Genomic DNA, 13675 nt, shown 5'->3' with positions numbered 1-13675 from the left:
GGCACCCGTCAGGCGGTTATCGACCTTGGGGCGGGGGCAGACGTCGGGGTATGGGCTGGACGCACGACTACAGTGACGCAAGCCGCAATCGCCGCTCGGCGGGCGGTATCGGTACCCACCAGCGAGGCGGTGCACCGCAGATGGCAGGTACGAACCTCAGGGTGGGAATCCCGCGCATCCTCCGTCGCCGGGCCCGCTGGGTCTCCGTACGCCTGCGCCACCCCAAGGGCTGACCGCCGCCCGCCCGTTACCGGCACGCCGCAACCGACCGGCCGCCGTGCGCCCACAGCGCGCGGCCGACTCACAGTGCGCAGCTGTCGCTGTCCACCTCGCGGTTGGCGGCACTGCCCTTGACGATGTCCTCCTGGATCTCGTCCACGGTGAGCGCGTACCCGGTCTCGGCGTCGTCGCGGGACTTGGCGAAGACCACGCCGTAGACCTCGCCGTCGGGGGTCAGCAGCGGGCCGCCGGAGTTGCCCTGCCGGACGTTGGCGAACAGGGAGTACACATCGCGCCGGACCGTGCCGCGGTGGTAGATGTCCGCGCCGTTGGCCGTGATGCGGCCGCGCACGCGCGCCGAGCGCACGTCGTACGCGCCGTTCTCCGGGAAGCCGGCGACGATCGCGCTGTCCCCGCTGCTCGCGTCCCTCGACGAGAACCGCAGCGCCGGGGCCTTCATGTCGGGGACGTCGAGCACCGCGATGTCGCGCTCCCAGTCGTAGAGCACGACCGTGGCGTCGTACCTGCGGCCCACGCCCCCGATCTGCACGGTCGGTTCGTCGACGCCGCCCACCACGTGCGCGTTGGTCATCACCCGGCGGTCGGCGAAGACGAAGCCGGTGCCCTCCAGCACCTTGCCGCAGCTCTCGGCGGTGCCCATCACCTTGACGATGGAACGCTGGGCGCGGGCGGCCACCGGGCTGCTGGCCAGCGCCGGGTCCGGGGGCTGGACGTCGTTGATCGGCTCGCTGGCGAACGGGCTGAAGACCTGCGGGAAGCCGTTCTGGGCGAGGATGGAGGAGAAGTCGGCGAACCAGGTGTCGGCGCGGTCCGGCAGCACCCGGGACACCCCGAGCAGCACCTTGGAGCTGCGCACCTCCTTGCCCAGCCCCGTCAGCGTCGTACCGGCGAGCGCCGAGCCGATCAGCCAGGCGACCAGCAGCATCGCCACCACGTTCACCAGGGCGCCGCCCGTCGCGTCGAGCGCCCGGGCCGGGGACCAGGAGATGTAGCGGCGCAGCTTGTTGCCGAGGTGCGTGGTCAGCGCCTGTCCGACGGAAGCGCACACGATCACCACGACGACCGCGACCACGGCGGCGGTGGTGCCGACCTCGGCGTTGTCCGTGAGGGCGTCCCAGATCACGGGCAGCACATACACGGCGGCGAGACCGCCGCCCAGGAACCCGATCACCGAAAGGATGCCGACGACGAAGCCCTGGCGGTAGCCGACCACCGCGAACCACGCAGCGGCGACCAGCAACAGGATGTCCAGCACGTTCAACGCTTCAAGCCTCGCCTCGTCATTCGCCTCGCTCCGGCGCCCACCCTGTCATGACCGCCAGTCCAGGGGGACCCGCCGGTCGCGGTTCCAGGGGCGCTCCCATCCGGCGAAGTGCAGCAGACGGTCGATGACCCCCGCGGTGAAGCCCCACACCAGGGCCGACTCCACCAGGAACGCCGGCCCCTGGTGGCCGCTGGGATGGACCGTGGTCGCACGGTTGGCCGGGTCGGTCAGATCCTCGATCGGGACGGTGAAGACCCGGGCCGTCTCGTTCGGGTCCACCACGCCGACCGGGCTGGGCTCCCGCCACCAGCCCAGCACCGGGGTGACCACGAAGCCGCTCACCGGGATGTAGAGCTTCGGCAGCACGCCGAAGAGCTGGACGCCGGACGGATCGAGCCCGGTCTCCTCCTCGGCCTCGCGCAGCGCGGCCCGCAGCGGCCCCTCACCGAGCGGATCACCGTCCTCCGGGTCGAGCGCCCCGCCCGGGAAGGACGGCTGCCCGGCGTGCGAGCGCAGCGAGCCGGCCCGCTCCATCAGCAGCAGCTCGGGGCCCCGCTCGCCCTCGCCGAACAGAATGAGCACGGCCGATTGGCGGCCCGTGCCGTTCTCCGGCGGCAGGAAGCGGCTCAACTGACGCGGAGCGACCGTCTCCGCCGCCCGCACCACCGGGTCCAGCCACTCGGGCAGGCCCTCCTTGGTGATCGTCACCGGCCCGCCCCGGGTGTTGCTCGCCCGCGTCATCGCCACCCCACTCGTCCCGGCCCGCAGAAGCGTGTCTGGTCCTGCGGGTGCAACGCCCCGGGGCCCCGAGATCGTTCCGCGGCCCGCCCTCCCCAGGGGCACCCGCTGCCTGCCCTCATCCGGCCCCCAGCGGAGGAGCGGGGCGGCCGCCCGCGTCCAGGTAGGCCTGCGGGGGCTTCAGGCGCTGGCCCGGCAGGCCGGCCTTCTCGTACTTCAGCAGCTTCTTCGCCTTCTCCGGGTCCGTCTCGCCCTCGCCGTACGAGGGGCAGAGCGCGGCGATGGGGCAGGCGCCGCAGGCGGGCTTGCGGGCGTGGCAGATGCGGCGGCCGTGCCAGATCACGTGGTGCGACAGATCGGTCCACTCGCTCTTGGGGAACAGCGCGCCGACGGCCGCCTCGATCTTGTCGGGGTCGGTCTCGTCCGTCCACTTCCAGCGGCGCACCAGGCGCTGGAAGTGGGTGTCCACGGTGATGCCGGGCCGGCCGAAGGCGTTGCCCAGCACCACGAAGGCGGTCTTGCGGCCGACGCCGGGCAGGGTGACCAGGTCCTCCAGGCGGTCGGGGACCTCGCCGCCGAACTTCTCCACCAGCGCCTTGGAAAGGCCCATCACCGAGCGGGTCTTGGCACGGAAGAAGCCGCACGGGCGGAGGATCTCCTCCACCTCCTCCGGATTGGCGGCGGCCAGGTCCTCCGGGGTGGGGTACTTCGCGAAGAGGGCCGGGGTCGTCTGGTTGACGCGCAGGTCCGTGGTCTGGGCCGACAGGACGGTGGCGACCAGCAGTTGGAAGGGGTTCTCGAAGTCCAGCTCCGGGTGGGCGTACGGGTACACCTCGGCGAGCTCGCGGTTGATCCGGCGCGCGCGGCGCACCAGCGCGGTGCGGGACTCACCCTTGCCCGGATGGACGACGGTCTTCGCGGGCGCGGCCTTGACGGCGGCGGTGGCCTTCTTGGGCGCCACGAGGGGTTTCTTGGCGGCGGGGGCCTTCTTGACGGCGGACTTCTTGGCGGGTGCCTTCGCGGAGGTCGTCTCCTCGGCGGCTGTCTTCTTCGCGGCCGCCTTCTTGGGGGCCGGGGCCTTATTCGCCGACGGGGTCTTCGCAGCCGACGCGGCCTTCTCGGCGGCAGCCTTCTTCGCGGTCGCCTTCTTGGCAGGCGCGGCCTTCACGGCGGCCCTCTCCGCCGCCGTCGCCTCCTCGGCCGCCTTCTTGGCCGCAGTCTTCTTCACAGCCGCCTCCCCGGCAGGCGCCGCCCGCTTGGAGGCGGCCTTCTCTGCCGCATTCGTCGTTTCCCTACCGCCATCGGGGCTCTGTTCGCCCACAGCGGAATCGCGACGTACCGCCACCCGCGCAGCCCCCTCTGCCTGTGCTCTCACCGGCGATTTGGACACCCGGCCAGCCTACGGCCCGGCACCGACATCCGCCCCGGCCCCGGAAGATCGGCGCCCAATTGGACCCCTGCCGCGTACCCCGCCGGGGCGGTGCGGCATCCTTGTGACAGATCACACTGTTTGGACCGTCAGGCAAAATGGACACCACGGTCCCCTGGTACGTGGGGGAGCAAGATCCCCTGAGCAGGTCGACAAGGAGATAACTCGTGGACGACGTTCTGCGGCGGAACCCGCTCTTTGCGGCGCTCGATGACGAGCAGGCCGCGGAGCTTCGCGCCTCCATGAGTGAGGTGACCCTGGCACGGGGCGACTCCCTGTTCCATGAGGGCGACCCCGGAGACCGGCTCTACGTGGTCACCGAGGGCAAGGTCAAGCTGCACCGCACCTCCCCCGACGGCCGCGAGAACATGCTCGCCGTCGTCGGCCCCGGCGAACTCATCGGCGAGCTGTCGCTCTTCGACCCGGGCCCGCGCACGGCCACGGCCACCGCGCTGACCGAGGTCAAGCTGCTGGGCCTCGGCCACGGCGACCTCCAGCCCTGGCTCAACGCCCGCCCCGAGGTCGCCACGGCCCTGCTGCGGGCCGTCGCGCGCCGCCTGCGCAAGACCAACGACGCCATGTCCGACCTGGTCTTCTCGGACGTCCCGGGCCGTGTCGCCCGCGCCCTGCTGGACCTGTCGCGCCGCTTCGGCGTGCAGTCCGAGGAGGGCATCCACGTGGTGCACGACCTGACCCAGGAGGAGCTGGCCCAGCTGGTCGGCGCCTCCCGCGAGACGGTCAACAAGGCCCTGGCGGACTTCGCCCAGCGCGGCTGGCTGCGCCTGGAGGCCCGCGCGGTGATCCTCCTGGACGTGGAGCGCCTGGCGAAGCGCTCCCGCTGACGCCGGCCCCTTTTCGTACGTCGTACGCCTGAGCCCCGCCCCCGGTATGCCTATGGGAGGCGGGGCTCGGCCGTGTTCCAGGGCCGCCGGGGCCGGGATCTGCCGTTCGGGCGTTCAGATCAGCCCGTGCTCCCGCAGGTACTCCAGCTGGGCGCGCACGGACAGCTCCGCGGCCGGCCACAGGGAGCGGTCCACGTCCGCGTAGACATGGGCGACCACCTCGGCGGGCGTGCGGTAACCGTCCTCGACGGCCGTCTCGACCTGGGCGAGGCGGTGGGCGCGGTGGGCGAGGTAGTACTCGACGGCGCCCTGCGCGTCCTCCAGGACGGGCCCGTGACCGGGCAGGACGGTGTGCACGCCGTCGTCGACCGTGAGCGAGCGCAGGCGGCGCAGGCTGTCCAGATAGTCCCCGAGGCGGCCGTCCGGGTGGGCCACCACGGTGGTGCCGCGCCCCAGGATGGTGTCGCCGGTCAGGACGGCCTGGTCGGCCGGCAGGTGGAAGCAGAGGGAGTCCTCGGTGTGCCCCGGCGTCGGCACGACCCGCAGCTCCAGCCCGCCGACGCTGATCACGTCCCCGGCGGCCAGCCCCTCGTCGCCCAGCCGCAGCGCGGGGTCCAGGGCGCGCACCTTGGTGCCGGTCAGCTCGGCGAACCTGCCCGCGCCCTCCGCATGGTCGGGGTGACCGTGCGTCAGCAGGGTGAGGGCGATGCGCTTGCCGGCCTCCTCGGCCGTGGCGACGACCCGGCGCAGGTGACCTTCATCCAGCGGACCCGGGTCGACGACCACCGCGAGGGCGGAGTCCGGCTCGGACAGGATCCAGGTGTTCGTGCCGTCCAGGGTCATCGCCGAGGGGTTGGGCGCCAGGACGTTCACCGCGCGCGGGGTCGCGGGGCCGGAGACGACCCGGCCCCGTGGCCGGCCCGGCAGGGGGCTGGCGTTCGTCATGCGGAGGCTCCCCCGGTCGGTATGTGCTTGGTGAACTCGTCGTGCCCCGGCCAGGAGAGCACGATCTGGCCGTCCACCAGGCGCGCGGTGGCCAGCACCGGCGTGAGATCCCGGGCGGGCGCCGCTTCGAGCGCCTCGGCCGCGCTGCTGTACGGCATCAGCTGGCGCAGGGTCGCGATGGTCGGCGGCATCATCAGCAGCTCGCCCCTGTCGTAGGCGGCGGCCGCCTCGCGCGGCGCGATCCAGACCGTGCGGTCGGCCTCGGTGGAGACGTTCCGGGTGCGCTGGCCCTCCGGAAGCGCGGCCACGAAGAACCAGGTGTCGTAGCGGCGCGGCTCGAACTCCGGGGTGATCCAGCGCGTCCAGGCGCCGAGCAGGTCGGAGCGCAGGACCAGCCCGCGCCGGTCGAGGAACTCCGCGAAGGAGACCTCGCGGGCGACCAGCGCCGCCCGGTCGGCCTCCCAGTCGTCGCCGGTGGTGTCGCCCACCACCGTGTCGGCCGTCGGCCCCGCGAGCAGGACCCCGGCCTCCTCGTACGTCTCGCGCACGGCGGCGCAGACGATCGCCTGGGCGCCCGTCTCGTCGACGCCGAGCCGCTCCGCCCACCAGGTGCGCGAGGGTCCCGCCCAGCGGATGTGCCGCTCGTCGTCGCGCGGGTCCACACCGCCGCCGGGGTAGGCGTAGGCGCCGCCGGCGAAGGCCATGGACGTACGGCGGCGCAGCATGTGCACGACAGGGCCGTCCGGGGTGTCCTTGAGCAGCATCACGGTGGCCGCCCGCTTCGGCGCGACCGGCGTGAGCGTCCCACTGGCGAGCGCCCGGATCCGATCCGGCCACTCCGGCGGGTACCACTGGCCATCAGCCTGCACATTCGCCATGGCCGGAGGCTATCTGCTGACGCCCGGATGTTCGAGTGCCGGGCGCTCCGCTGGCGGTGGAGGAGGGGGTGCGGGGCCGTGATTGCGGGAGCCGAGGGGAGGGCGTGGGGCCCAGTGACGCTGTGGCGCAAGGCCCGGAGAAGGGTGCACCCCGCCACGGGGCGCCATCGCCTGGGGTCCGCGCCGCCCGCGCCCGGCGCTCAATCGGGCACGCGCCTGAGCCCTCGCCCTTCAGCGAGCGCGGGACGCGGCGAGCCCCCGGCCGCCGGGCGGGCAGGCGGTGACGATGCCCCGCCCCGCACGGACGGGCCGGACGGACCCGGACGGGCCCGCCGCTACGCCTGCGTCAGCTCCACCTGGATCTCGACCTCGACCGGCGCGTCCAGCGGAAGCACCGCGACGCCCACCGCGCTGCGCGCGTGCACGCCCTTGTCGCCGAGGACCTCGCCGAGCAGCTCGCTCGCGCCGTTGAGGACGCCCGGCTGGCCGGTGAAGTCGGGGGCGGAGGCGACGAAGCCGACCACCTTGACCACGCGCGCGATCCGGTCCAGGTCACCGGCGACGGACTTGACCGCGGCGAGGGCGTTCAGCGCACAGGTGCGCGCCAGCTCCTTGGCCTCCTCCGCGGTGACCTCCGCACCGACCTTGCCGGTGACCGGCAGCTTGCCGTCCGCCATGGGCAGCTGGCCCGCGGTGTAGATGTACGGACCCGACTGCACGGCCGGCTGGTACGCCGCCAGCGGCGGGACGACCTCCGGCAGGCTCAGACCCAGCTCGGCGAGCTTCGTCTCGACGGCGCTCATGCCTGCTTCTCGCGCTTCAGGTAGGCCACCAGCTGCTCCGGGTTCGGCCCGGGCACGACCTGGACGAGTTCCCAGCCGTCCTCGCCCCAGGTGTCCAGGATCTGCTTCGTGGCATGGACGAGCAGCGGCACAGTCGCGTATTCCCACTTGGTCATGGGGCCGACTCTAGCCGCACGCACCGGCGCGGAGGCGACGGCATCCGGCTCGGCACCGGGCAGCCTCCGGCCGGACGTTCCGGCCGCATCCGGCCAGGCACTCGGGCAGCCTCCGGCCGGACGTTCCGGCCGCATCCGGCCAGGCACTCGGGCAGCCTCCGGCCAGACACTCCGGCCACCTCCGACCAGCCCGGTGGCCACCTCCGACCAGCCCGCTGACCAGTTCCGGCCACGGGCCGGTCCTCGTCCCGCCCGGTGACATGTCCGCGGAACTCGCCCCGGAGCCGCCGGGGCGCACACCGAGCATTTAGGCTCGAAGACGTGAGCAGGCTCCAGGTCGTCAGTGGCAAGGGCGGAACCGGCAAGACCACGGTGGCCGCGGCCCTCGCGCTGGCCCTGGCCACGGAGGGGAAGCGGACGCTTCTCGTCGAGGTCGAGGGCCGCCAGGGCATCGCACAGCTCTTCGAGACGGAGGCGTTGCCCTACGAGGAGCGGAAGATCGCCGTCGCTCCGGGCGGAGGCGAGGTGTACGCCCTCGCCATCGACCCCGAACTGGCCCTTCTGGACTACCTCCAGATGTTCTACAAGATGGGCGGCGCCGGTCGCGCGCTGAAGAAGCTCGGCGCCATCGACTTCGCCACCACCATCGCCCCCGGCCTGAGGGACGTGCTGCTGACCGGCAAGGCGTGCGAGGCGGTGCGGCGCAAGGAGCGCAGCGGGCGGTTCGTCTACGACTACGTCGTGATGGACGCCCCGCCGACCGGGCGCATCACCCGCTTCCTCAACGTGAACGACGAGGTCGCCGGGCTCGCCAAGATCGGCCCGATACACAATCAGGCGCAGGCCGTGATGCGGGTGCTGAAGTCGCCGGAGACGGCGGTGCACCTGGTGACGCTGCTGGAGGAGATGCCGGTCCAGGAGACCGCGGACGGCATCGCCGAGCTACGCGCGGCCCGGCTGCCGGTCGGCCGGGTGATCGTGAACATGGTGCGGCCGGCCCTGCTGGACCCGGCCGACCTGGAACTCCTCGGGACCGTCGAGCGTTCCTCCGTCGCACGGGCACTGTCATCGGCCGGCCTCGGCGGCGCGCGGCGCGGCGGACACGCCGAGCGGCTGGTGGACCCCTTGCTCGAGCAGGCGCGGGAGTACGCCGAGCGGCACGCGCTGGAGGCGGAGCAGCGCGCCGTGCTGGAGGACCTCGGCCTGCCGCTGCACGAACTGCCGCTGTACGCGGACGGCCTGGACCTCGCGGCCCTCTACCAGATGGCCCGCGAGCTGCGCGGACAGGGCGTCTCGTGAACCGTCGCGAGCCGCGCCTCCCCCGCGCCGCGCACGTCACGTCACGTCACGCCACGAGTCGGACGTGCCGGACGTGTCGGGCACCTCGAACGTTGTGGACGCATCGGAAGCAGGGGATGACATGAGCCGTCCGGAACCGGCCCAGGCGCACGACCCGGCCGCCCGTCAGCACCTCTCCCCCGCCCGGATCCTCGACATCGACCCGCTGATCGAGGATCCGCAGACCCGGATCATCGTGTGCTGCGGCGCCGGCGGCGTCGGCAAGACGACCACCGCCGCGGCGCTGGGGCTGCGCGCGGCCGAGCGGGGCCGCAAGGTGGTGGTCCTCACCATCGACCCGGCCCGCCGGCTCGCCCAGTCGATGGGCATCGACTCGCTGGACAACACCCCGCGCCGGGTGAAGGGCATCGACGACTCCGCGGGCGGCGAACTGCACGCCATGATGCTCGACATGAAGCGCACCTTCGACGAGATCGTCGAGGCGCACGCGGACCCCGAGCGGGCCGCCGCGATCCTGAGCAACCCCTTCTACCAGTCGCTCTCGGCGGGCTTCGCGGGCACGCAGGAGTACATGGCGATGGAGAAGCTGGGCCAGCTGCGGGCCCGGGACGAGTGGGATCTGATCGTCGTGGACACCCCTCCGTCGCGCTCCGCGCTGGACTTCCTGGACGCGCCCAAGCGGCTGGGTTCCTTCCTCGACGGCAAGCTCATCCGGGTGCTGCTGGCCCCGGCGAAGGCCGGAGGCCGCGCCGGGATGAAATTCCTGAATGTCGGCATGTCGATGATGACCGGCGCCCTGGGCAAGCTGCTGGGCGGTCAGCTGCTGAGGGACGTGCAGACGTTCGTGGCGGCGATGGACTCCATGTTCGGCGGATTCCGTACGCGTGCGGACGCCACCTACAAGCTGCTCCAGGCGCCGGGGACGGCGTTCCTGGTGGTGGCGGCCCCGGAGCGGGACGCGCTGCGCGAGGCCGCGTACTTCGTGGAGCGGCTGGCCGCGGAGAAGATGCCGCTCGCCGGTCTGGTGCTCAACCGGGTGCACGGCAGCGGTGCCGACCGGCTGTCGGCCGAGCGGGCGATCGCCGCGGCGGAAAATCTTGAGGAGTCCCGCATTGTGGATCAGGAGGACGGGAAAGCTGGTTCTCGTACCTCTCCCGGCAACTCCCCGAGCACATACGACAGTTCAGAATCACCGGCTCGCGACGAGCCCGGCGCTTCCGCCGAGTCCACTGCTCCCGACGAAGGCTCCCCCGCCGACGCGGAACGGTCGGTGGACCGGTTCACGGCGGGCCTGCTGAGGCTGCACGCCGAGCGGATGCACCTGCTGGCGCGCGAGCAGCGCACACGCGACCGCTTCACCGCGCTCCACCCGGAGGTGGCGGTGACGGAGGTGGCCGCGCTGCCCGGCGACGTCCACGACCTCGCGGGCCTGCGGGACATCGGCGACCGGCTCGCGAACAACCGGCCCGAGCTGCCCGAGCCGGGCGCGTAGCGCCGACCGCACGGTTCCGTCCGGTTCCGCGGCAGGCACCGCCGTGTCCTGCGGCAGGCAGGCCGCCCGTCTCACATCACCGAGGCGCGAAGCGGAGCCACGCCCATGCCCGTTCCTGTCAAGGCACACGGGGCCATGCCCATGCCCGCGCCCGTACATGCTCACCGAGCCACGCCCCTCAAGGGCATCCGAGACCCGTCAATGCACGCCGAGCCACACCCCTTAAGGACACACGAAAGGCACATCAAGGGCATACCGACGGCCGTCGAGGGCCCGTAGAAGGGCCCTCAGCTCATCAGATTCCGAAATCCTCGGCTCGGCCGGCGGGCCCTCAGCTCACCGCCGCGTAGTTCTCGTAGACCTGGTCGTCGCCCATCGGCACGACGCCGGCTCCGCGCTCGTACTCCGAGCGGGCGGTCTCCAGCAGCCGGCGCCAGGAGGTCACGGTGGGCCTCCGGCGCAGCAGCGCCCGGCGCTCACGCTCGGTCATGCCTCCCCACACGCCGAACTCCACGCGGTTGTCCAGCGCGTCGGCCAGACATTCGGTGCGTACCGGGCATCCGGTGCACACCGCCTTGGCCCTGTTCTGCGCTGCTCCCTGAACGAACAGTTCATCCGGATCGGTAGTGCGGCAGGCAGCCTGCGCACTCCAGTCGGTAACCCAGCCCATACCGGCGCCGTCCTCTCCCGAATCGAGGCTCCCCCACGGCGGCAGCGGCATATTCACCGTCGCCAGTTGAGGACGTTACGGAAGGTGGGCACGACGCAACACCCCCAGCGGGCCCAATCTTGAATGGTCCGAACGGACTATGGGTAAGCGGCAGATCACCCGCGGGAGTGAGCTGGCGACATGCGCGGCAAACCGGGCATACGGGGTCAGTTCAGTTGCGTCACAACGGACACCAAGTGACACACAAGGCGATTCGGGGCACGCACTCGACTCACTCGCCAAAAGAAAGTCGAGAAGGTCCGAGACGATTCGGGGTCGCCGGACGTATTGATACGTGGCCTCACTGCTGTGACAGTCGAGAGCAGCTTAGGCCAAGGCATATACGCCTGTCCGGCGAATGAGAACGTAGGCTGCTCTCATGTCAAACAAGCGCTCGGGCGGTGGTCTGTCCCCCACGCAGCAGGCCGCCAAGTTCCTCGGTGTCAGTGTCCTCGCGGGAGCGGTGCTGGCCGGAATCGCGCTGCCCGCCGTGGGCGCGCTCGGGCTGGCGGCCAAGGGCTCGGTCGAGAGCTTCGACGAGCTCCCGGCCAATCTGAAGACCCCTCCGCTGAGCCAGCGCACCACCATCCTGGACGCCCAGGGCGGCACGATCGCCACGGTCTACTCGCGCGACCGCACGGTGGTCGACCTCAAGGACATCTCGCCGTACATGCAGAAGGCGATCATCGCCATCGAGGACTCGCGCTTCTACCAGCACGGCGCCGTCGACCTGAAGGGCGTCCTGCGCGCCCTCAACCGCAACGCGCAGGAGGGCGGCGTCGCCGAGGGCGCCTCCACGCTCACCCAGCAGTACGTGAAGAACGTCTTCGTCGAGGAGGCCGGCGACGACCCGACGAAGGTCGCCCAGGCCACCCAGCAGACCCTCGGCCGCAAGATCCGCGAACTGAAGTACGCGATCCAGGTCGAGGAGGAGCTGGGCAAGAAGAAGATCCTCGAGAACTACCTCAACATCACCTTCTTCGGCCAGCAGGCCTACGGCGTGGAGGCCGCCGCCCAGCGCTACTTCTCCAAGTCCGCCAAGGACCTCAACCTCCAGGAGTCCGCCCTCCTCGCCGGCATCGTGCAGTCCCCGAGCCGCTACGACCCGGTCAACGACGAGGCCGAGGCGAAGAAGCGGCGCAATGTGGTGCTCCGGCGGATGGCCCAGATCGGGGACATCTCCCAGGAGGAGGCCGACAAGGCGGCCAAGGCCCCGCTCGGGCTGAAGGTCAGCAAGCCGAAGAACGGCTGCATCACCGCGGTCAAGGGCGCGGGCTTCTTCTGCGACTACGTGCACGAGGTCTTCCTGAACGACCCGGTCTTCGGCAAGACCAAGGAGGAGCGGGCCAGGATCTGGAACCAGGGCGGCCTGACGATCCGCACCACCATGGACCCGCAGGCCCAGGAAGCCGTGCAGCAGTCGGTGAAGAACCACGTCAACCAGAGCGACGACGTGGCGACCGCCGCCACCATCGTCGAGCCCGGCACCGGCAAGATCCTGGCGATGGGCCAGTCCCGGCCCTACGGCCTCGACACCAAGAAGCACGAGACGACGCTCAACCTCTCGGTCGACGACGCCATGGGCGGCGGCGCGGGCTACCAGCCCGGTTCGACGTTCAAGCCGATCGTCGCCGCGGCGGCCCTGGAGAACGGGGTGCCGCCGACCAAGAGGTACGCCGCGCCGTACAAGATGAACTACCCCTCGCCCGTCCAGGCCTGCGACGGCAAGGTGTGGAACGAGCAGAACGTCCCGGTCGAGAACGAGAACGAGTCCGAGGTCGGCCCGTACGGCATGAAGGAGGCGACCGCCAAGTCGGTCAACACCTACTTCGTCGAGCTGATCAGCGAGATCGGGATCTGCCCGGTCACCGAGATGGCCAAGAAGATGGGCGTCCAGCGGGCCGACGGCCGCAAGATGCAGCAGGCCCCGTCCATCGCCCTGGGCACCCAGGAGATGTCCCCGCTGACCATGGCGAACGGCTACGCCACCTTCGCCGCGCGCGGCATGCACTGCACCCCGGTCGCCATCGAGTCGATCAGCCAGCGGATCGGGGGCAAGGAGAAGTCCCTGCCGGTGCCGAAGTCGACCTGCTCGCGGGCCATGTCGGAGAAGACCGCCGACACCATCAACACCCTGCTCAAGGGCGTCGTCGAGGACGGTACGGGCACCCAGGCCGGCCTCGGCAGCCGCCCCAGCGCGGGCAAGACCGGTACGACGGACGAGCGCTACGCCGCCTGGTTCGTGGGCTACACCCCGAACATGGCCGGCGCGGTCTGGGTCGGCGACCCCGCGCACAAGCGGAAGATGATCAACATCTCCATCGGCGGCCAGTGGCACGGCAAGGTCTTCGGTGGCCAGGTGCCCGGCCCGATCTGGCGCGACATGATGAACGGCGCGCTGGAGGGCAAGGAGGCGCCCGACTTCAACCTCGTCGACATCCCGGACGACCGCGACCGCGATCGCGACCGGGACGACGATGACGAGGACCGCGACAAGGGCGACGACAACGGCGGCTTCATCGGCGGCCTGATCGGCGGCGGCAACGGCGGCCCCGGCGGCGGCAATGGCGGACCCGGTGGTGGCAACGGCGGTCCCGGCGGCGGCAACGGCGGCCCCGGCGGCGGCAACGGCGGTCCCGGCGGCCCGGAGCCCGACCCGACGTTCTCCATCCCGGAGGGCTTCATCCGCGGCCCGGGCAACGGACCGGGCGGCAGGGACTGAGGCCGGCAGAGGCCCTGGGCCCCCGGTCACCTGGGCTCCTGGCCTCCCGCCCTGCTCACGAATGCGAGCGGCCCCTCCCCTCTCTACTGGGGGAAGGGGCCGCTCTCTACTGGGGGCAGGAGCCGCTCGGGTTCGTACGCCCATCAGGCATGACGGGCT

13 protein-coding genes are annotated in these 13675 nt (G+C 71.5%); 5 read left to right on the top strand and 8 right to left on the bottom strand.

Going from position 1 to position 13675, the window contains the following annotated elements:
* The first annotated feature begins 50 nt into the window (after window positions 1-50).
* The gene (locus ABD198_RS14080) at window positions 51-233 is read left to right on the top strand and encodes a hypothetical protein (RefSeq protein WP_344000971.1); all 183 of its coding nucleotides are present in this window, start codon (window positions 51-53) and stop codon (window positions 231-233) included.
* Window positions 234-301: 68 nt separating this feature from the next.
* On the opposite strand, the gene ABD198_RS14075 is transcribed toward ABD198_RS14080, so the two are convergent.
* The 3 genes from ABD198_RS14075 to nth all read right to left on the bottom strand — a co-directional run bounded on the left by ABD198_RS14075 (window position 302) and on the right by nth (window position 3470).
* On the bottom strand, window positions 302-1501 hold the full coding sequence (locus ABD198_RS14075) for a MarP family serine protease (RefSeq protein WP_344000969.1): 1200 nt from the start codon (window positions 1499-1501) through the stop codon (window positions 302-304).
* Window positions 1502-1549: 48 nt separating this feature from the next.
* A complete protein-coding gene (locus tag ABD198_RS14070) occupies window positions 1550-2245 on the bottom strand; it encodes an NUDIX hydrolase (RefSeq protein ID WP_344000967.1) in 696 nt (231 codons plus the stop codon).
* A gap of 115 nt (window positions 2246-2360) precedes the next feature.
* Window positions 2361-3470 carry an endonuclease III gene (gene nth / locus ABD198_RS14065; RefSeq protein WP_425580475.1) on the bottom strand — a complete coding sequence of 370 codons (1110 nt, stop codon included), beginning with the start codon at window positions 3468-3470 and terminating at the stop codon, window positions 2361-2363.
* A gap of 368 nt (window positions 3471-3838) precedes the next feature.
* On the opposite strand from nth, the gene ABD198_RS14060 reads away from it, so the two are divergent.
* Entirely contained in the window at window positions 3839-4513 is a 675-nt protein-coding gene (locus tag ABD198_RS14060; protein ID WP_010031945.1) for a Crp/Fnr family transcriptional regulator, read from the top strand.
* A 114-nt stretch (window positions 4514-4627) separates the two neighbouring features.
* Here ABD198_RS14060 and ABD198_RS14055 read toward each other — a convergent pair whose 3' ends face one another.
* The 4 genes from ABD198_RS14055 to sp36 form a co-directional block, all read right to left on the bottom strand.
* Window positions 4628-5458: an MBL fold metallo-hydrolase gene (locus tag ABD198_RS14055; protein WP_344000964.1), complete on the bottom strand. Its 831-nt coding sequence runs from the start codon at window positions 5456-5458 to the stop codon at window positions 4628-4630.
* Complete coding sequence (locus ABD198_RS14050) at window positions 5455-6336, bottom strand: NUDIX hydrolase (protein WP_344000962.1); 882 nt, start codon at window positions 6334-6336, stop codon at window positions 5455-5457. The genes ABD198_RS14055 and ABD198_RS14050 overlap by 4 nt, the downstream gene beginning before the upstream one ends.
* A gap of 335 nt (window positions 6337-6671) precedes the next feature.
* On the bottom strand, window positions 6672-7139 hold the full coding sequence (locus tag ABD198_RS14045) for a RidA family protein (protein WP_344000960.1): 468 nt from the start codon (window positions 7137-7139) through the stop codon (window positions 6672-6674).
* The gene (gene sp36, locus ABD198_RS14040) at window positions 7136-7294 is read right to left on the bottom strand and encodes a Sp36 family protein (protein WP_009189813.1); all 159 of its coding nucleotides are present in this window, start codon (window positions 7292-7294) and stop codon (window positions 7136-7138) included. The genes ABD198_RS14045 and sp36 overlap by 4 nt, the downstream gene beginning before the upstream one ends.
* Window positions 7295-7615: 321 nt before the next feature.
* On the opposite strand from sp36, the gene bagA reads away from it, so the two are divergent.
* Complete coding sequence (bagA, locus tag ABD198_RS14035) at window positions 7616-8593, top strand: ATPase BagA (protein WP_344000956.1); 978 nt, start codon at window positions 7616-7618, stop codon at window positions 8591-8593.
* Between the two features lie 121 nt (window positions 8594-8714).
* Window positions 8715-10085, top strand: coding sequence for an ATPase BagB (gene bagB, locus ABD198_RS14030; RefSeq protein ID WP_344000954.1), 1371 nt, complete (start codon window positions 8715-8717; stop codon window positions 10083-10085).
* Between the two features lie 331 nt (window positions 10086-10416).
* Here bagB and wblA read toward each other — a convergent pair whose 3' ends face one another.
* On the bottom strand, window positions 10417-10755 hold the full coding sequence (gene wblA, locus ABD198_RS14025; RefSeq protein WP_344000952.1) for a transcriptional regulator WblA: 339 nt from the start codon (window positions 10753-10755) through the stop codon (window positions 10417-10419).
* Between the two features lie 418 nt (window positions 10756-11173).
* Between wblA and ABD198_RS14020 the strand changes: the two genes are divergently transcribed.
* Entirely contained in the window at window positions 11174-13516 is a 2343-nt protein-coding gene (locus ABD198_RS14020; RefSeq protein ID WP_344000950.1) for a transglycosylase domain-containing protein, read from the top strand.
* Window positions 13517-13675: the final 159 nt, after the last annotated feature.

Origin of the sequence: Streptomyces thermocarboxydovorans (genome assembly GCF_039524635.1) — a bacterium.
GTDB lineage: Bacteria > Actinomycetota > Actinomycetes > Streptomycetales > Streptomycetaceae > Streptomyces > Streptomyces thermocarboxydovorans.
Note: the sequence above shows the minus strand (reverse complement) of the source record. Positions and strands in the feature narration are given on the sequence as shown.

Excerpts from the sequence above, each read along its gene's own strand:
- ABD198_RS14055 (WP_344000964.1), bottom strand. The coding sequence starts at position 5,458 with ATGACGAACGCCAGCCCCCTGCCGGGCCGGCCACGGGGCCGGGTCGTC.
- ABD198_RS14070 (WP_344000967.1), bottom strand. The coding sequence starts at position 2,245 with ATGACGCGGGCGAGCAACACCCGGGGCGGGCCGGTGACGATCACCAAG.
- wblA (WP_344000952.1), bottom strand. The coding sequence starts at position 10,755 with ATGGGCTGGGTTACCGACTGGAGTGCGCAGGCTGCCTGCCGCACTACC.
- ABD198_RS14050 (WP_344000962.1), bottom strand. The coding sequence starts at position 6,336 with ATGGCGAATGTGCAGGCTGATGGCCAGTGGTACCCGCCGGAGTGGCCG.
- ABD198_RS14020 (WP_344000950.1), top strand. The coding sequence starts at position 11,174 with ATGTCAAACAAGCGCTCGGGCGGTGGTCTGTCCCCCACGCAGCAGGCC.
- sp36 (WP_009189813.1), bottom strand. The coding sequence starts at position 7,294 with ATGACCAAGTGGGAATACGCGACTGTGCCGCTGCTCGTCCATGCCACG.
- ABD198_RS14045 (WP_344000960.1), bottom strand. The coding sequence starts at position 7,139 with ATGAGCGCCGTCGAGACGAAGCTCGCCGAGCTGGGTCTGAGCCTGCCG.
- ABD198_RS14080 (WP_344000971.1), top strand. The coding sequence starts at position 51 with ATGGGCTGGACGCACGACTACAGTGACGCAAGCCGCAATCGCCGCTCG.
- bagB (WP_344000954.1), top strand. The coding sequence starts at position 8,715 with ATGAGCCGTCCGGAACCGGCCCAGGCGCACGACCCGGCCGCCCGTCAG.